Annotated in this window: 13 protein-coding genes and 1 tRNA gene; 9 read left to right on the top strand and 5 right to left on the bottom strand. The window is 68.3% G+C overall.

Annotation, left to right across the window (positions count from 1 at the left end; genetic code table 11):
* Positions 1-755, bottom strand: a 755-nt coding sequence (locus tag ABSF49_RS11985; protein ID WP_424112881.1) for an adenosylhomocysteinase, incomplete at its 3' end; no start/stop codon positions are given.
* Between the two features lie 256 nt (positions 756-1,011).
* On the opposite strand from ABSF49_RS11985, the gene rpoN reads away from it, so the two are divergent.
* From rpoN to ABSF49_RS11950, 7 genes are all read left to right on the top strand, one after another.
* Positions 1,012-2,589, top strand: coding sequence for an RNA polymerase factor sigma-54 (gene rpoN, locus ABSF49_RS11980; protein ID WP_424112880.1), 1,578 nt, complete (start codon positions 1,012-1,014; stop codon positions 2,587-2,589).
* 234 nt (positions 2,590-2,823) lie between these two features.
* The gene (hpf, locus tag ABSF49_RS11975; RefSeq protein WP_424112879.1) at positions 2,824-3,390 is read left to right on the top strand and encodes a ribosome hibernation-promoting factor, HPF/YfiA family; all 567 of its coding nucleotides are present in this window, start codon (positions 2,824-2,826) and stop codon (positions 3,388-3,390) included.
* Between the two features lie 33 nt (positions 3,391-3,423).
* A complete protein-coding gene (gene ptsN, locus ABSF49_RS11970; protein ID WP_424112878.1) occupies positions 3,424-3,888 on the top strand; it encodes a PTS IIA-like nitrogen regulatory protein PtsN in 465 nt (154 codons plus the stop codon).
* A 28-nt stretch (positions 3,889-3,916) separates the two neighbouring features.
* A complete protein-coding gene (gene purS / locus ABSF49_RS11965) occupies positions 3,917-4,156 on the top strand; it encodes a phosphoribosylformylglycinamidine synthase subunit PurS (RefSeq protein WP_424112877.1) in 240 nt (79 codons plus the stop codon).
* Between the two features lie 4 nt (positions 4,157-4,160).
* Positions 4,161-4,844, top strand: coding sequence for a phosphoribosylformylglycinamidine synthase subunit PurQ (gene purQ / locus ABSF49_RS11960; RefSeq protein ID WP_424112882.1), 684 nt, complete (start codon positions 4,161-4,163; stop codon positions 4,842-4,844).
* Positions 4,845-4,900: 56 nt separating this feature from the next.
* Positions 4,901-5,275, top strand: a complete 375-nt coding sequence (gene hisE / locus ABSF49_RS11955) for a phosphoribosyl-ATP diphosphatase (protein ID WP_424112876.1) — start codon at positions 4,901-4,903, stop codon at positions 5,273-5,275.
* 131 nt (positions 5,276-5,406) lie between these two features.
* Complete coding sequence (locus tag ABSF49_RS11950) at positions 5,407-7,455, top strand: hypothetical protein (RefSeq protein ID WP_424112875.1); 2,049 nt, start codon at positions 5,407-5,409, stop codon at positions 7,453-7,455.
* 19 nt (positions 7,456-7,474) lie between these two features.
* Here the strand turns inward: ABSF49_RS11950 and ABSF49_RS11945 are convergent, their stop codons facing one another.
* Genes ABSF49_RS11945 through ABSF49_RS11930 form a run of 4 tightly spaced genes read right to left on the bottom strand, consistent with a single transcriptional unit; the run spans position 7,475 to position 16,650 of the window.
* On the bottom strand, positions 7,475-8,887 hold the full coding sequence (locus ABSF49_RS11945; protein WP_424112874.1) for an efflux transporter outer membrane subunit: 1,413 nt from the start codon (positions 8,885-8,887) through the stop codon (positions 7,475-7,477).
* Positions 8,884-12,180 (bottom strand): efflux RND transporter permease subunit, encoded by a 3,297-nt coding sequence (locus tag ABSF49_RS11940; RefSeq protein ID WP_424112873.1) that lies wholly within the window; start codon positions 12,178-12,180, stop codon positions 8,884-8,886. The genes ABSF49_RS11945 and ABSF49_RS11940 overlap by 4 nt, the downstream gene beginning before the upstream one ends.
* Positions 12,177-15,287 carry a multidrug efflux RND transporter permease subunit gene (locus tag ABSF49_RS11935; RefSeq protein ID WP_424112872.1) on the bottom strand — a complete coding sequence of 1,037 codons (3,111 nt, stop codon included), beginning with the start codon at positions 15,285-15,287 and terminating at the stop codon, positions 12,177-12,179. Before ABSF49_RS11935 ends, ABSF49_RS11940 begins: the two co-directional genes overlap by 4 nt.
* 22 nt (positions 15,288-15,309) lie before the next feature.
* Entirely contained in the window at positions 15,310-16,650 is a 1,341-nt protein-coding gene (locus ABSF49_RS11930) for an MdtA/MuxA family multidrug efflux RND transporter periplasmic adaptor subunit (RefSeq protein ID WP_424112871.1), read from the bottom strand.
* A gap of 177 nt (positions 16,651-16,827) precedes the next feature.
* Here ABSF49_RS11930 and ABSF49_RS11925 point away from each other — a divergent pair.
* Both ABSF49_RS11925 and ABSF49_RS11920 read left to right on the top strand, forming a co-directional pair.
* Positions 16,828-16,902, top strand: a tRNA-Gly gene (locus ABSF49_RS11925).
* Positions 16,903-17,488: 586 nt separating this feature from the next.
* On the top strand, positions 17,489-18,498 hold a 1,010-nt coding region (locus ABSF49_RS11920), incomplete at its 3' end, for a PAS domain-containing protein (protein WP_490363323.1).

The raw sequence follows: 18,498 nt of genomic DNA, 5'->3' as shown, positions 1-18,498 counted from the left end.
ACCTTGCCCGCCATCATCACGTCGGTGCCGCGGCGGATGCCGTCGACCAGCGACTCGCGGCAGCCGTAGAGGTTGTCGAACTTCGACTTGGTGACGCTGTCGTTGACGTTGATCGCCGGCCACAGCAGCCGGCCCTCTTTCGCCATCACATAGAGGCGATGGACGCCGGTCGTCGTCTCTTCGGTGACGCCGCGGATCGAGGCGGCGTTCTTGGCGTACCAGCCGGGCTTGGTCTTAAGCCGCTGCTTGATCGCCGCGAACAGCACTTCCTCTTCCTCGTTGCTCGGCTTGTCGAGGAAGGCGGCGTCGCCCTGCTCGGCGCGCAGGCCGAGGTGAATGAGCAGCGTCGCGTCGCCGCCGTCGTCGAGGATCATGTTGGGTGAGCCGCCGTCGGCCCATTCGAAAATGCGGTGGGTGTAATCCCAGTAATCCTTCAGGCTCTCGCCCTTGATCGCGAACACCGGCGTGCCGCCCGCCGCGATCGCCGCGGCGGCGTGGTCCTGGGTCGAATAGATGTTGCACGAGGCCCAGCGCACATCGGCGCCGAGGCTCTTGAGCGTCTCGATCAACACCGCAGTCTGGATGGTCATATGCAGCGAACCGGCGATGCGCGCGCCCTTGAGCGGCTGGGCGGCGGCATATTCCGCCCGCGTCGCCATCAGGCCCGGCATTTCGGTCTCGGCGATCGCGATCTCCTTGCGCCCGAACGCGGCGAGGCCGAGATCGGCGACGGCGGAATCGGCGGCTTTGCTCATATGGGCGCCCCTGCTGGCTGCTGACCGGGATGTCTTGGTCGGCTTGCCTAGCAAATCCGCCGCAGGACCGCAATAAAGATATAAGCAAGTCTTTATATGGACCGCCGACGAAGGCGCGCGGCGGGCTGCGACGTTAACAGTGTCGGGGAAAGCGCGGCGGGACTTGCCTTTTTGCGCGCCATCGCATGGTATAAGCAAAAAGCACGCCGCGACGCGGCGGGGGGCTCGGCCGGCAGTCGAATAGCGGTGGTTGCGGATGGCGTTGGCGAACAGACTGGCGATGCGGCAGGGCCAGGCGATGGTGCTGACGCCGCAGCTTCTGCAGGCGATCAAGCTGCTGCAGATGCCCAACGCCGAGCTCGCCGCCTTCATCGAAGCCGAACTGGAGCGCAATCCGCTGCTGGAGCGCGCCGACGAGCTGCCGATTTTCGACCCGCCGGCGGCTGGCGGCGAAACGGCGCCGGAGGCTGAGGCGACGCCCGAGCCGGGCGACTGGGCGACCGAAACGCTCGAATCCGACCCCGACGCGCTGGCGCGCAACCTCGGCACCGAAATCGACAACGCCTTCGAACTCGACCGGCCGCCGACGCCGGCCGAGCCGGCGCGCGTCGACGAAGGCCTGGGCCTGTCCGCGACCTCGTGGACGGGCGCAGGCGGGCGCGGCTTCGACGAGGAGTCGCCCGATCTCGAGGCCTATATCGCCGCGCCGACCAGCTTTTCCGAGCACCTGACCCGCCAGGCGCTGATCGCGCTCGGCGATCCGATCGACCGCATGATCGCAGCGGCGCTGATCGACGCGCTCGACGAATCCGGCTACCTCACCGCGCCGCTGGAGGCGATCGCCGGACAGCTCGGCGCGCCGCTCGCGCGCGTCGAAGCGGTGCTGGCTAAGCTGCAGGGCCTCGAGCCGACCGGCGTCTTCGCCCGCAGCCTCGGCGAATGCCTGGCGCTGCAGCTCATCGAACGCGACCGCTACGACCCGGCGATGCAGGCGCTGATCGCCAACCTGCCGGCGCTGGCGCGGCGCGACTTCGGCGCGCTCAGGCGCGCCTGCGGCGTCGCCGACGACGACATCGCCGACATGATCGCCGAGATCCGCCGGCTCGACCCCAAGCCCGGCCGCGCTTTCGGCGCTGTGGTGGAGCCGCCGGCGATCCCCGACGTCTTCGTCACCGCCGCGCCGGACAATTCCTGGCGGGTCGAGCTCAACAGCGAGGCGCTGCCGCGCGTGCTGGTCAACGAGACCTACGCCGCCAAGATCAAGCGCAACGCCGGACGCGAGGAGGACCGGCAGTTCCTGTCCTCGAGCCTGCAGACGGCGAACTGGCTGACCAAGAGCCTCGAGCAGCGCGCGCGCACCATTCTCAACGTCGCCAGCGAGATCGTCCGTCGCCAGGACGGTTTCTTCGTCGGCGGCGTCGCCGGCTTGCGGCCGCTCAATCTCAAGACCGTCGCCGATGCGATCGGCGTCCACGAATCCACCGTCTCACGCGCGACGTCGAACAAGTTCATCCAGACGCCGCGCGGCCTGTTCGAGATGAAGTACTTCTTCACCACGCCGATCGCCTCGGTGGCGAACGGGGCCGACCAGGCGCATTCGGCCGAATCGGTGCGGTTCAAGATCAAGCAGATGATCGACGCCGAGGACCCGGCCGAGGTTCTCAGCGACGACGTGATCGTCGCCCGCCTGCGCCAGGCGGATATCGTCGTGGCGCGCCGAACCGTGGCCAAGTATCGCGACAGTCTACGCATTCCGTCGTCGGTCGAGCGGCGGCGGGCGAAATCGGACGCGTTTCGCCCCTCGGCGCACGCGTTGGGGCCGCTAAGTCTTTAGCCGATAAGGCGTTTCCTCCCCAGACGGCGCCCTAGGCCTTCGTCCCGATTGACATCGGTTCGGCGGCCTTCTAACGCTAGCCGCGCAAGCCAAGCGAAGCGCATAGCCGGCGCGAATTCCAACGTCGCGGACGCGACGTCGACAGGCCGACCGGTTGAGACTCGAAGCCGCGAACGAGAACGACGAAGCCGCGGGCGGGCGCACTTGGAGCGATCAAGAGAGGCCAGACGATCTATGCCCTTGAGAGTGTCCGGCAAGAATCTCGACGTCGGAGAATCGTTGCGCGCCCATGTGCTCGAAAAAATCGAAACGATCATGGCGCGTTACTTCGACGGCCGAGTCAGCGGCCATGTGGTGATCTCGCGCGAAGGTTCGGGCTATCGCTCGGACTGCTCGCTGCACCTGAGCTCCGGCGTCGACCTCCACGCGGAAGGCAAGGCCCAGGAGCCCTACCCCAGCGTCGAGCAGGGGATCGACAAGATCGAGCGCCGCCTGCGGCGCTACAAGACTCGCCTCAAGGAGACGCGCGTCCCCAGCGCCGACGAGGCGCAGGCGACGATCGAAGTCTCCGACTACAAGATCGAGCCGCCGGACGACACGTCGGAGGCGATCGAGGACTACAAGCCGGCGATCGTCGCCGAAGGGTCGCACCGGCTCAAAAGCCTGTCGGTCGCTTCGGCCGTCGCCGAGCTCGACCTCAGCGGCGCGCCGCTGCTGGTCTTCCAACACGCCGGCAGCGCGCGCGTGAACGTCGTGTACCGACGCGCCGACGGCGCGATCGGCTGGCTCGATCCGCACTAGCGCGATCGTCGGCCTCCCTTCCCAGAGCTCAAGATGGCACTGACTGACCTCCTCTCGCCCGACGCGATCTTCTCGGCGCTGCGCGTCAACGGCAAAAAGCAGGCGCTGCAGGAAATGAGCGAGCGCGCCGCGCAAGTCTCCGGCCTGCCGGCGCGCGAGATCTTCGACGCGCTGCTGCAGCGCGAGCGACTCGGCTCGACCGGCGTCGGCGACGGCATCGCCATCCCGCACGGCAAGCTCGCCAAGTGCAATCGGATCTTCGGCATCTTCGCCCGCCTCGAGCGGGCGATCGATTTCGAGGCGCTCGACGGCCTGCCGGTCGACCTGATCTTTCTGCTGATCGCCCCGGAGAGCGCCGGCGCCGACCACCTCAAGGCGCTGGCGGGAATCGCGCGCGTGTTGCGCGATCCCGAAATGGCGGCGCAATTGCGGGCGACGCGCGACGCTTCGGCGCTCTATTCGCTGCTGACGTTGACGCCGGCCTCGCATGCGGCTTAAGCGGAGCCAAGCTCAACGAGGGCGAGACATGAAAGCGCGCGTGACGGTCACTTTGAAGTCGGGCGTTCTCGACCCGCAGGGCAAGGCGATCGAGGGCGCGCTGAAATCGCTGGGAATCGCCGGCGTCGCCAAGGTGCGGCAGGGCAAGGTGTTCGACATTGAGCTCGACGCCGCCGACCGCGCCGCCGCCGAGCGTAAACTGTCGGAAGCGTGCGAGAAACTGCTCGCCAACACCATCGTCGAAGATTACGCGGTCGACTATGACTAAGCCCCTGCGCGCCGCCGTCGTCGTCTTTCCCGGCTCCAATCGCGAGGGCGACGTCGCGCGGGCCTTGCGCCAGGCCACGGGCGAAGCGCCGGCGATGGTCTGGCACGCCGACAGCGCCTTGCCGCCGGGGACCGACCTCGTCGTCCTGCCGGGCGGTTTCTCCTACGGCGACTATCTGCGCTGCGGCGCGATCGCCGCCCGCGCCCGGATCATGGACGCGCTGACCGCCCACGCCGAGCGCGGCGGGCTGACGCTCGGCATCTGCAACGGCTTCCAGATCCTGTGCGAGGCCGGCCTGCTGCCCGGCGTGCTGATGCGCAATGCGCGCCGCCGCTTCCTCTGCCAGATGCAGCATCTGCAGGTCGAGAACGCCCAGACGGCGTTCACGCGCCGCTACCGTCCCGGCCAGGTGATCAAGGTCGCCATCGCCCATGGCGAGGGCAATTACACCATCGACGCGGCGGGGCTCGCCGCGCTCGAGCGCGACGGCCGCGTCGCCTTCCGCTATTGCGACGCCTCCGGCGCGGTCGGCGGCGAAGCCAATCCCAACGGTTCTCTCAACGCCATCGCCGGCGTCTACAACGCGCGCTTCAACGTGCTCGGCCTGATGCCGCACCCGGAAAACCTGATCGATCCGCTGGTCGGCGGGACCGACGGCCGCGCCATGTTCGAGGGCCTCGCGGCCTGAGGCGGCGCGCGACCGGCCTTGATCTCGCCTTCAGACGCCAGAAAGATCGACCCCCCATGAGTGATTCGCTCGATCGTCTGTACGCATCGGTGGTGGCGGCGCGCGGGCGCGACCCCTCGACCTCGCGCACCGCCAAGCTGTTTCGCGACGGCGTGCAGAAAATGGCCAAAAAGCTGATCGAGGAGGCGATCGAGGTCGGTCTCGACGCGGTGCAGATGAACCGCGAGGCGGCGATCCTCGAAAGCGCCGACGTGCTCTATCAACTGGCGGTTGTGTGGGCCGAATGCGGCATCGCCCCCGCCGACGTGCTCGGCGAACTCGACCGCCGCGAGCGCGTCTACGGCATCGCCGAGAAACTGCCGAAAGAGGCGAGCGCGGCGCAGGCGCGACGGCTGCTGGCCGGCGGCCCGCGCCGCAAGGCGCTTGCCTGACGCCCGTCTGGCTGCTCGCCGCCGCGAGCGGAAATTGCCCTTGACCAACGGCGGGCGCGTGGCCAAATCGTCGCCCGGCCTGGCGGCCGATCCGACCGCCGGCGCGCCGCCGCAAGTCGACGGAGGATGTCGTGAGCGATAGCAAGGTTGACGACCGGCTGGCGCGGCTCTTCCCCGAACGCGGCGCGGGCGCAGATCACGCGCCGCCCGTCGACGCGGCGCCGCCGGTCGCGATCCAGCCGCCGCCGGTCGCCGTCGAGCCCCCGCCGCCCGCCCCGCGCGGCGAGCCGCTCATCTACGCCGACAGACCCGACTCCGCCGCCGACCTGATGGGCGCCGCCGAGGCGACGCGGCCGCTGGCCGAGATCGCGCTCGCCGCCGACGCCCAGACGCCGTTCCAGGTCGGATTCATCGGGCCGTCCGGCGCGGGCGCGAGCTTCGCGCTGCGTCGCTGGGTCGAGAACGTCGAAGCGCTCGCCGCCGCCGCCGGACGGACTGCGGGCTCTCCCTTCCTGTCGAAGATCGTGGTCGCCTCGATCGACGCCGCGGGCGTGTCGGGCGACCCTGCCTGCGCCATCGCTTCGGCCGCCTTCGCCGCGCTCGAACGCGACCGCGACGGCGTCAATTACGCCGCGCTCGCCGACGAAGCCGCCAACGCCGGCGCCGATCCGTTGCGCGCCGCCGCCGCCGCCGCCGAGCGCCATGACGAGCTGGTGAGACGGCTGGAGAAAGAACGCGCGGCGCGCGACGACGTCGAGGCCAAGCGCGCGCGCCTGACCGACGCGCTGCTCTACGAGACGCCGGGCTCCCGCGTCGACGCTTTCATCCGCGCCAACCGCGGCGCGATCGAGTCGCGGCTGCGCCGCTTCGAGCTCGCCGAAGGCGACGCGACCACCAATTTTCGCCATTTGGTGCGCGATTTCGACGGCGCCGGGGCGGCGACGCGCGCCGGCGTGGCCGTGCGCGCCATCTGGGCCTATCGCGGCCAGCTCGGCTGGCTGATCACCGCCGTGATCGCCTTCGCGCTCGCCTTCGCCGTCGACCAGGCGCGCGCGCCGCAGGCGGGCGACGGCCTGCGTGCGCTCGCCGCCTTCCTCGCGCCGGCCGCAGATTGGCTCGCCGCGCACCAGGGCTGGCTGGTCCTGCTCAGCAAGGCGCTGACCGCGATCGGCATTCTCGCGCTGCTGGTCGTGCTGTGGCGCGCCTTCGCTTTCGCCGGGCTGCTCTATCGCGGCCAACGGCTGCTCGGCCACGACATGCGCGAACGCCGGCGCGACCTCGAGGCGAGCGCGGCGCGGCTCAACCAGCGCGTCGCCGCGCTCGACGCCCAGACCGAGGCCGCCGCGCGCCACGTCGAGGCGACCAGCAAACGCGCCGGCGGCGTCAAACGCTCCGAGCGCACGCCCGGCCCGGTCTTCGCCAGCGGCCCCGAGGCGCCGCGCCACGCCGCCCGCTCGTTCTTCGTCGAACTCGGACGGCTGATGGGCGGCGCCGGCGCGCCCGGTCCCGCCGCGCCGCAGCGCATCGTCTTCGCTTTCGACAATCTCGACGCGCTGGCGCCCAGCGACGCCGCGCAGCTCCTCGAAGCCGCGCACGCCTTGCTCGGTCCGGGCTGCGTCGGCGCCGCAGCCTTCGATCCGGCGGCGCTCACGCGCCTCGACGCCCCCGAAACGGCGCGGCGGCGACTGGAAAAGCTGTTCCCGATCGTCTTCAACGTCGCGACCTTGGCGCCCTCCGACGGCGGCCGCTTCGCGGCGCGGCTGGTCGGCTCGAACGCGGTCGCCAAGCCGCTGCGGTACGTCGAAGCGACGGCTTCGGCGATCACCCAACCGCTGACGCCGGCGGACACTTCGCTGTTCGCCGCGCTCGCCCCGCTCGCCGGCGAGACGCCGCGCGCGGTCAAGCGCTTCCTCAACGCCTGCCGCGCCGCGCGGACGTCGGCCGCGCCGCGGCCGGCGGTGGCGCTGATGCTGGCGACGCGGCTCGGCGGCGACCGCGCGGCGATCGCAGCTGTGCGACAAGCGCTCGACGGCTTCGCCCACGACCTGCTCGATCCGGCCGGACCGCCCGCCCTGGTGGTGGCGACCCAGGCGGCGCGCGCCGCCAACGACGGGGTTATTTCGCTCGCCGACGCGCGCGCGGCCTGGGAGATTGCGCGGCGCTATTCGCTGCCCGACTGACCGAGACGGCCGCCCGCGCTCAATAGGGCGAGGTCAGCGGCAATTCGGCGGTCGACCAGCCGCCCCCGAGCGCGACGATCAGGTTCATGGTCGCCGTCAGCCGCGCGGCGCGGGTCGACAGCGCCGATTCCTCGTCGCTCAACGCCGTCGCTTCGGCGGTCACCACAGTGGTGAAGTTCTGCGTGCCGGCGCTGTATTCGTTGAGCGCGATCTGCACCGCCTGCTGCGCCGCCTTGACCGCTTCGGTCTGGATCGCGAGCTCACGCGAGTCGAGCGGGATCGCCGCCAGCTGGTCTTCGACCTGCTGGAAGGCGGTGAGCACCGTCTGGCGGTATGTGGCGACGCTCGCCTCGTAAGTCTGGCGCGCCGCCTCGACCTGCGCGTCGGTCAGACCGCCGTTGAACAGCGTCTGGGCGACCGACAGGCCGTAGGACCACACCGGATTGGCGCCGGCGATCGCCTTGACGAACGGGTCGCCCACATAGCCGAAGGCGCCGTTCAGCGTCAGGCTCGGATAATAGCCGGCGAAGGCGACGCCGATCGCCGCATTCTGCTCCTGCATCGTCCGCTCGGCGGCGGCGATGTCGGGACGGCGCTCGAGCAACTCGGAAGGAACGCGGATCGGCACGCGCGGAATGTCGAGCGCGAGCTTGCCGTGCGCGATCGTCAGATCAGTCGGCGGGCGGCCGGTCAGCACCGCGATCGCGTGCTCGCTCTGAGCTCGCGCGACGCCGACGTTGACCTGCTGCGCCTCCGCCGCCAGCTCGAGCGCTTGGGCGGTGATGACGTCAGACTTCGCGGCGGTCCCCGCGTTGTACTGGTTCTGCGTGATTTCGACCGTGTGCTTGTACTGCTTGACGGTGTTGTCGAGCAGGTCGGCGAGCGAGTCGGACTGTCGCAGCTGCACATAGGCGAGCGCGAGCGCCGACTGCTCGGCGAGCGTCGCATTGGCGAGATCGGCGGCGCTCGCCTCGGCCGCCGCGCTCTCCTGCTCGACCGCGCGCCGCGTCTTGCCCCAGACGTCGAGCGTCCACGAGCCGCTGACCTCGGCGTCGAGCTGGTCGGACAATTGCGTCCCGACCTTCTCCCGCGTGAACGACGGGTCGAAATTGATCGTCGGCATGAGGCCGGCGCGCGCCTCGGCGATCAGCGCCAGCGCGGTCCGGTAATTCGCCTCGTCGGCCTTGATCGTCTGGTTGGAGACCGCGACCTGCGCCTCCAGCCGATCGAGGGTCGGATCGCCGAACGGCCGCCACCATTCGCCCTTGGCGAGGTCGTCACGCGGACTGGCGAGCTTCCAGCCCTTGATTTCCTTGTATTGGGTCGCGACGATCGCGGCGGGGCGCAAGTAATCGGGCCCGACCGGCGCGCAGGCCGCAAGCGGCGCGGCAAGCGCGGCGATGGCCGGCCAAGCTTTGCGCCCAAGCCTCATGATCCGGACCCCGCCAGCCGCACGGCCCCCCCGCGCACGTAGAAACGGCGCCATAGCCCGCCCAGCCACTTACCGAACCGATCGAGATAAAGAAAGATGACCGGCGTGGTATAGAGCGTCAGCGCCTGGCTGAACAGCAAGCCGCCGACGATGGTTATCCCCAGAGGATGGCGCAGTTCCGAGCCTTCGCCGGTCCCGAGCGCGAGCGGCAGCGCCCCGAACATGGCGGCGAAGGTCGTCATCATGATCGGGCGGAAGCGCAGCAGGCAGGCCTGGGTGATCGCCTCGCGCGGCGCCAGCCCCTCGCGTCCCGCCTGGAGGGCGAAATCGATCATCATGATCGCATTCTTCTTGACGATGCCGATCAGCAGAATGATGCCGATCGCGGCGATGATGGTGAACTCGACGCCGAACGCCTTCAGCGCGATCAGCGCGCCGACGCTGGCCGGCGGCAGAGTCGAGATGATCGTCAGCGGGTGGATATAGCTCTCGTAGAGAATGCCGAGGACGATGTAGACGGCGAGCAGGGCCGCGCCGAACAGCAACGGCAGCGTCGACTGCGACTGCTGGAAGGTCGCAGCGGTTCCGGCGAAGACGCCGCGCACGGTGGAGGGCATACGGATCGAAGCAACGGCGTCGGCGATCTCTTTCTGCGCTTCGCTCAGCGCATGGCCAGGGGCGAGGTTGAAGGAGATGGTCGAGGCGGCGAACAGACCCTGGTGATTGACGCCCAGCGGCGTTTGGCCGCGGCTGAAGGTCGCCACCGCCGACAGCGGGATCATCGTCTCGATCGACGATGACACGGCCGCGCCCGCCGAGGCGCTCGAATGGCCGCTGGCGGCAAGCCCATTCAAGGCGAGGTTGCGCGCCGAATCGCTGGCGATCGAGGCCGCCGAGCTGGCGCTCGCGGCGGACGCCGAAAACAGGCCGGAACGGGCGTTGGTCTGCTGCACGCCGGAAGGGTTAGCGCCTGAAGTCGACACCCAGATGTCGTTCAGCACCGAGGGGTCCTGCCAATAGCGCGGCGCGACCTCCATCACCACGTGATACTGGTTGAGCGCGTTGTAGATGGTCGACACCTGCCGCTGGCCGAAGGCGTCGTAGAGCGTGTTGTCGATCGCCGCGATGGAGAGGCCGAGCCGGGCGGCGTTGGCGCGGTCGATCGTCACGTCGGCCTCGAGTCCGCCCTGTTGCTGATCGGAATTGACGTCTTTGAGCACCTGGCTGCCCTGCAGCGCCGCCAGCAGGCGAGGCGACCATTTGTAGAGCTCGGCCGCATCGTCGGAGAGCAGCGTATATTGATAGGTCGCGTTGCTCTGCCGACCGCCGGTACGCAGATCGGAAACGGCGACCATGAACAGCCGCGCGCCGGCGACGGCGGCGAGCTTGCCGCGCAGCCGCGCCACGACGCTGTCGGCGGTGATCTGGCGCGCCGCGAACGGCTTCAGCGAGATGTAGACGAAGCCGGAATTGGTCTGCCGCCCCCCGGTGACGCCCACGACCGTCTGAACGGCGGGATCGGCCTGAACGATTCCCTGCAACTGGGAGAGCTTCTGCTTCATCGCCTGAAAGGAAACGCTCTGGTCGCCCTGGATCGAACCGATCAGCAGACCGGTGTCCTGCACCGGGAACAAGTCGTAGGTCATCGAGCGAAACAGGCCGACGTTGAGCGCGATCACCGCCGCCCAGATCAGCACGACCAGCAGCGGATGGCGCAGCGCCGCCAGCAAGGTCACGCGATAGAAGGCGAGCATCGCGTCGAAACCGCGCTCGGTGACCCGGTAGATTCGTCCGTGGGTCGCAATCGCCTGGCGCGGCAGGATCAACGAGCACATCATCGGCGTCGTCGTCAGCGAGACGACCAGCGAGATCATCACCGCCACCGACAGCGTCATCGCGAATTCGCGGAACAGCCGGCCGACGATGCTGCCCATCAGCAGCAGCGGCAGGAACACCGCGATCAGCGACAGGCTGATCGACAGCACGGTGAAGCCGACTTCGCGCGCGCCCAGGACCGCGGCCCGGAACCGGGTCGCGCCGAGCTCGATATGCCGACTGATGTTCTCGAGAACGACGATGGCGTCGTCGACGACAAAGCCGGTCGAGATCGTCAGCGCCATCAGCGACAGATTGTCGAGGCTGTAGCCGAGCAGGTACATCACCGCGAATGCGCCGAGGATCGACACCGGCACGGCGACGCTCGGCACGGCGGCGGCGCGCACGTTGCGCAGAAAGACGAAGACGACCAAGATCACCAGCGCAACGGATGTGAGGAGCGTGCGCTCGGTGTCGGCGAGCGAGCCGCGGATGGTGATCGAGCGGTCGACGACGACGTTGAGGTCGACGTCGCCCGGCAGCGCCGCGACGAGGCGCGGCAGTTCCGCTTTGACGCCGTCGACCGCTTGGATGATGTTCGCGCCGGGCTGGCGCGACAGCACGATGGCGACCGACGGCTTGCCGTTGGAGAGGCCGGCGTTACGAAGGTCTTCGACCGAATCGACGACCTGGGCGACATCGGAGAGCTTGACCGCGGAATTGTTGCGGTAGGCGACGACGAGATCGCGATACTGGTCGGCCTTGGTCGCCTGGTCGTTGGCGTAGATCTGGTAGTGGAAGTCGTCGTCCTCGACCGCGCCCTTGGGGCTGTTGGCGTTGGCGGCGGCGAGCGCGGCGCGGATATCCTCGAGGCCGATTCCGTATTTGAACAGCGCGCCGGGATCGAGCTCCACCCTGACCGCCGGCAGGGCGCTGCCGACGACGTCGACCTCGCCGATGCCGTCGAGCTGCGACAGCCGCTGCTGCAACACGTTGGAGGCGATGTCGTACATTTGCCCCGCGGTGCGGGTGGTCGAGGTCATCGCCAGCACCATGATCGGCGCGTCGGCGGGGTTGATCTTGTGGTAGGTCGGGTTGGCGCGCAGGCTCGTGGGCAAGTCGGCGCGGGCGGCGTTGATCGCCGCCTGCACGTCGCGCGCCGCGCCGTCGATGTCGCGGTCGAGGCCGAATTGCAGCTGAACGCGGGTCGACCCGAGCGAACTGGTCGAGGTCATCTCGTTGACGTCGGCGATCTGGCCGAGATGGCGCTCGAGCGGCGCGGCGACCGAGCTCGCCATCGTGTCGGGGCTCGCCCCCGGCATGCTGGCCGAAACCGAGATGTTGGGAAAATCGACCTGCGGCAGCGGCGACACCGGCAGTTGGGTGAAGGCGAGCAGGCCGGCCAGCGCAATGCCGATCGTCAGCAGAATGGTCGCGACCGGTCGACGAATGAACAGTTCGGAGAAGCGGTTGTTCACGGCGCCTCCGCCGGCAGCGGGCCGACCGACGACCCGGCGCCGAGACGCTGGGCGATGCCCTCGAAGAACAGATAGATCACCGGCGTGGTGAACAACGTCAGCACCTGGCTGAACGCGAGACCGCCGACGATCGCCAGGCCGAGCGGATGGCGCAGCTCAGAGCCGACGCCGGTCCCCAGCATCAGCGGCAGCGCGCCGAACATCGCCGCGACCGTCGTCATCAGGATCGGCCTGAGCCGCAACAGGCAGGCCTGATAGATCGCCGCGCGCGGGTCGAGCCCCTCATGCCGCTGCGCGTCGAGGGCGAAATCAATCATCATGATCGCATTCTTCTTGACGATGCCGATCAGCAGCACGATGCCGATGACGCCGATGATGTCGAGGCCGGCGCCGGCGAGTTCGAGCGACAGCAGCGCGCCGATGCCGGCCGACGGCAGGGTCGAGAGAATCGTGATCGGGTGGATGAAGCTCTCATAGAGGACGCCGAGCACGATATACATCGCCAGGATCGCCGCCAGCAGCAGGAACGCCTCGTTCGACAGCGACGCCTGGAACGCCTGCGCCGCGCCCTGGAAGTTGACGCCGAAACTCGACGGCAGAGCGATGTCGGCGAGCGCGGCGTTGATCGCGTCGACGCCGGCGCCGAGCGAGGCGCCGGGCGCGAGGTTGAACGAGATCGTCGTCACCGGAAACTGCTTGAGGTGCGAGATCTGCAGCGGCGCCTGTCTGACCTCGAGCGACCCGATCGCCGATAGCGGCACCTGACCCGAGGTCGAGCCGGACGACGGCAGATAGATGTCGTTGAGCGACGCGATCGAATGCGTCATCGCCGGGTCGATGTCGAGAATGACGCGGTACTGGTTCGACTGGGTGAACACGGTCGAAATGATGCGCTGGCCGTAGGCGTCGTAGAGCGCGTTGTCGACCGTCGCCGGGGTGATGCCGAAACGCGCCGCGCTCGACCGATCGATCGTCGCTTGGACCGCGCGGCCGTTCGGTTGCAGGTCGCTGGCGACGTCGACGATCTCGGCGACTTTGGCGAGGCGGTCGAGCACTTTCGGCGCCCAGGCCTGCAGCGTGGCGAGATCCTGATTGTCGAGGGTGAACTGGTATTCGGTGGCGCTGACCTGGGTCTCGATCGACAGGTCCTGCACCGGCTGCATGTAGAGCGCGATGCCGGCGACGTTGGCGGTCTCGCGCTGCAGGCGGCGGATGACCTCGGCCACATCGGCCGTGCGCTGGTCGTGCGGCTTGAGGTTGACGAGGAAGCGGCCGGAGTTGAGCGTGACGTTGGCGCCGTCGACGCCGATGAACGACGACAGGCTGTCGACGTCGGCATCGCGCAGGATGACGTCGGCGAGCTGCTGCTGGCGGTCGGCCATCTTGGCGAAGGACGTGTCTTCGGCGGCCTGGGTGACGGCCTGAATGACGCCGGTGTCCTGGAGCGGGAAGAACCCCTTGGGGATGGTCGCGTAGAGATAGCCGGTGAGGAAGAAGGTCGCCAGGGCGACGAGCAGCGTCGTCGGCTGATGGTCGAGCACGACGTCGAGCGCGCGGCCGTACCAGGCGAGCAGCGCCTGGAAGAAGCGCCCGCCGGTGGCGTGATGGCGGCCGCCGCGCCCACGCTCCTCGCGGCGCAGCAGTTTGGCGCACATCATCGGCGTCAGCGTCAACGACACCACCGCCGAGATGACGATCGTCGCGGCGAGCGTGACGGCGAATTCGTGGAACAGGCGGCCGACCACGTCGCCCATGAACAGCAGCGGAATCAGCACCGCGAGCAGCGACACCGTCAGCGAGATGATGGTGAAGCCGATCTGCTGCGAGCCCTTGAGCGCCGCCTCGTTCGGGCTGTCGCCGCCCTCGAGATAGCGGGCGATATTCTCGATGACGACGATCGCGTCGTCGACGACGAAGCCGGTGGCGACGGTGAGCGCCATCAGCGACAGATTGTCGAGGCTGAAGCCGAACTGGTACATGATCGCCAGCGCGCCGACCAACGACAGCGGCACGGCGAGGCTGGGGATGATGGTCGCCGGGACGTTGCGCAGGAAGAGGAAGATCACCAGTACGACCAGGCCGATCGACAGCGTCAGCTCGAACTCGACGTCGCTGACCGAAGCGCGGATGGTGACGGTGCGGTCGGTCAGCGGCGTAATCGTCACCGCCTGCGGCAGCGCCGCGGTCAGCGACGGCAGCAATTGCTTGATGCTGTCGACGACCTGAATGACGTTCGCGCCCGGCTGGCGCTGGATGTTGACCAGCAGCGCCGGCGTCCGGTTCATCCACGCCGACAGCCGCGTGTTCTCGGCGGCGATCTCGACGCTCGCGACGTCGGTGAGCAGCACCGGCGCGCCGTCGCGGTAGGCGACGACCGATTTGAGATAGTCGCTGGGATCGCGAATCTGGTCGTTGGCGTTGATGGAGAACGACTGCGCCGGGCCGTCGAAATTGCCCTTCGGCGTATTGACGTTGAGGTTGGCGATGGTCGTGCGCAGGTCGTCGAGGTTGAGGCCGTAGGCGGCGAGCGCGAGCGGATTGGCGTGAATGCGCACCGCCGGCCGCTGCCCGCCGGAGATCGACACCAAGCCGACGCCGGGAAGCTGCGCCAGCTTGGGCGCAAGCCGGCTCTCGACGATGTCCTCGACGTCGGTGAGCTTGAGCGAATTCGAGGTGACGCCGAGGGTGAGGATCGGCGCGTCGGCTGGGTTGACCTTGGCGTAGATCGGCGGCGCCGGAAGGTCGGCGGGCAGCAGGTTGCCGGCGGCGTTGATCGCCGCCTGCACTTCCTGCTCGGCGATGTCGAGGGCGATGTCGAGGCTGAAGCGCAGGGTGATCACCGAGGCGCCGGCCGAGCTCTGCGACATCATCTGCGTCAGGCTCGGCATCTGGCCGAACTGGCGCTCCAGCGGCGCGGTCACCGACGAGGTCATCACCTCGGGGCTGGCGCCGGGATAGAAGGTCTGCACCTGGATGGTCGGATAGTCGACTTCCGGCAACGCCGACAGCGGCAGGAAGCGATAGGCGGCGACGCCGACCATCAGGATGGCGAACATCAACAGCGTCGTCGCCACCGGCCGTTCGATGAAAAGGCGGGACGGATTCATCGCCGCGCGCTCCGTCGCTGCTTCACGGCGTCGCAGTCGGCGACGGCGACGGCGTGGAACTCGGGCCGGCTTTCGGCGTCGCCCCGCCCTGATCCTGGGCGCGTTTGTGGCGCGGAGCGGCGCCGGAAGCGTCGGCGGGCGCGCTCGCCGCCGCGCCGCCGCCGTTGCGCACGACGACCTTCGCGCCGTCGCGCAGCCGATCGACGCCGTCGACGACCACGGTCTCCCCCGCCGTCAGGCCGGAGAGGATCACGGTGTTCTTGGCGTCGGCGGGCCCGGTCGTCACCTTGCGCACGGCGACGGTCGAGTCCGCCTTGACGACGTAGACGAACCCGCCGGATGCGCCGATCTGGATGGCCGCATTGGGCGCTAGCGTCGCGCCGCTCATCGTGTCGACCAGCAGCTTGATGTTGACGAACTGGTTGGGGAACAACACGCCGTCGGGGTTGTCGAACTGCGCCCTGAGCTTGAATGTGCCGGTGGTGAGGTCGATTTGGTTGTCGAAGGTCGAGACCGTCCCGGTCGCCAACGCCTTGGAATTCGTGCGGTCGTAAGCGACGACCGTCAGCTCGGCGCCGCTCTTCATCCGCGCCGCGATCGGCGGCAGGTTGTCCTCGGCGGTGGAGAAGAGGACGCTGATCGGATCGATTTCGGCGATGACGACGATGCCGGTCGTGTCGGACGGCTGCAGGTAGTTGCCGGGGTCGACGAGCCGCAGACCGACGCGGCCGCTGACCGGCGCGACGATGCGGCAATAGGCGATGTTGAGCTTGGCGGTGTCGATCTGCGCCTGGTCGGCGGCGATCGCCGCCTTGTCTTGCGCGACTGCGAATTGCTGATCCTCGACCTGCTGGCGCGCGATCGAATCCTGCTTTTCGAGCGTCTGGTAGCGGGCAAGATCGGCCTGAGCCTGATCGAACAGCGCCGAATCCTTGGCGAGCTGCGCCTGCGCCAGCGCCAGCGCCGCCTCATAGGGACGCGAATCGATCTGGGCGAGGAAGTCGCCCTGCTTGACCATCTGCCCTTCCTGGAAGCCGACCTCCATCAGCCGACCCGAGATCTGCGTCTTGACGGTGATGGTGGCGAGCGGCGTCACCGCGCCGAGCGCGTCGATCGTGATCGGCATGTCGCCGAGCGTCGCCGGCGCGTCGCGCACCGTCTGCGGCGGGCCGCCGGACGCGGTCTGGGATTGCGCATCGGGCGCCGGCGCGCCGCTCGGCCAGTAGCGCCAGGCGAGCAGCGCCGCTACGACCAGCACGACGGCCCAGACCAAGCGGGCGAAACGCCGACGCGGCGGCGCGGGGGCGGCCGGCTTGACCGGACTCGGCGCGTCGACCTGCTGCGGATCCACGTTTTCGTTCATTCGATCCTCGAGTCGCCCGGCCCGCGCGTCGCACGACGGCGCGGCGACATCAATTCACGGTGTCGTGTCGCGATGTTCGGACAAAGACCCCGAAGATTCAAGGCCGCAGGGGGTGTTGCAATCTGCTTCTGCATGCGCCATAAGCCCCCGGCGGACGGGCCGAGCCCGTCGCAGGACGCGGGTGTAGCTCAGTGGTAGAGCACGACCTTGCCAAGGTCGGGGTCGAGGGTTCGAATCCCTTCGCCCGCTCCATTTTCGCCGCAAGTCGCTGATTCCGCCAGAGCGGTCGCGCTTCTGAGCTTGGCTCGCGCGCTTCCCGCGCGCCGTTGCGGCCATGAGCGGCGCCGGCTTTCCGGCCGGCAAGGACTCGCCCCGATCGCTGGCCGACGGGCGTCGCTGAAGCCGCGCCTCGGCGCGTCGAGGCGCCGTCGCCAGCGCTCCGCTCGACCGGCGGCGCACGGCGAAGGCGGCGGGCGCGAACCCCTCAGGAAAGCACGCAGCGCCCCAGTAACGAGCGATCTTAAACGCCTTCTTAACTGCAGTTATTCATAGTATTTTTGCCGGATGGTCGATTTCTGCGCGAAATCGGCGAGGGCATGATGCCGCGGCATTCCGCCGACGCCGAATCCGACATGTCGTTTCGTCAATCGTCTCGGACGCGCTTTCGTTCGCTGCGCCGCGGGATCGCGCCCGGCTGATCGAAGGCTCGGCTTGGCGATCCCGCGCGCCGCCGAACGACCGGCCCGCGTCGGCCAGGCCCATCCGGCCGGAAATAGAAGGAAGCGTCGCGGTGTTGCATCCTGATTTTGGCGGTGACTCTAAGCGTGTTCTCAAGGCCCTGGGCCGCTCTCTGGCGATCGTCGAGTTCGACCCGAACGGAATCGTCGTCGCCGCCAACGAGAATTTCTGCCGCCTTCTCGGCTGCGAGCCGGCCGAAATCAAAGGCAAGCCTCACAGCCAGTTCGTCGACCCTGAATACGCGAAAAGTCCGGACTACAAGGCGTTCTGGTCCAGGCTCGGACGCGGCGAATTCGACGCTGGCGAATACAAACGCATCGGCAAGGGCGGGAAGGAAGTCTGGATTCGCGCTTCCTACAATCCCGTCGTCGGCGCATCGGGGAAAGTGCTCAAAGTCGTCGAGGTCGCATCCGACGTCACTGCCGCGAAACGGCTGGCCGCCGAGAACGCCGGAAAGGTCGACGCCATCTCGCGCGTGCAGGCCGTGATCGAATTCGCCCCCGACGGAACCATCGTCACGGCGAACGAGAATTTCCTCAAGTCGGCGGGCTATCCGCTGGACAAACTCCAAGGCCAGCATCATCGCATGCTGGTGGATCCCGCCTATGCGCAGTCGCCCGAATACCAGGAGTTCTGGCGCAAGCTGAATCGCGGCGAGCCGATCGCCGAGGAATACAAACGCGTCGCCAAGGGCGGCAGGGAAGTCTGGATCCAGGCGTCCTACAACCCGATCTTCGATCTCGACGGTCGGGTGGCGAAGATCGTCAATTTCATGACCGACGTCACCGGCCGCTACAGTGCGGTGAACCAGATCGCCACGGGCCTGAGCCGCTTGGCCGGCGGCAATCTCGAGCACCGCATCGACGCCGAATTCATTCCCGCTCTCGAACCGCTGCGGGTCGATTTCAACGCTTCGCTCGAGGCGCTGGAACAGTCGATGCTGGCGGTCAGCGCCAATACGCAGGCGATCCGCGCGGGAACCGGCGAAATCTCGACCGCCGCCGACGATCTGTCGCGGCGCACCGAGCAGCAGGCCTCGAGCCTCGAAGAGACCGCCGCCGCGCTCGAAGAGATCACCGTCACGGTGAAGAAGACCGCCGAGGGCGCCAA

This window comes from Roseiarcus sp., from assembly GCF_049514155.1.
In the GTDB taxonomy this organism is placed as follows: domain Bacteria; phylum Pseudomonadota; class Alphaproteobacteria; order Rhizobiales; family Beijerinckiaceae; genus Roseiarcus.
The sequence above is the reverse complement of the archived record's forward strand: the minus strand, read 5'-3'. Positions and strand labels throughout refer to the sequence as shown.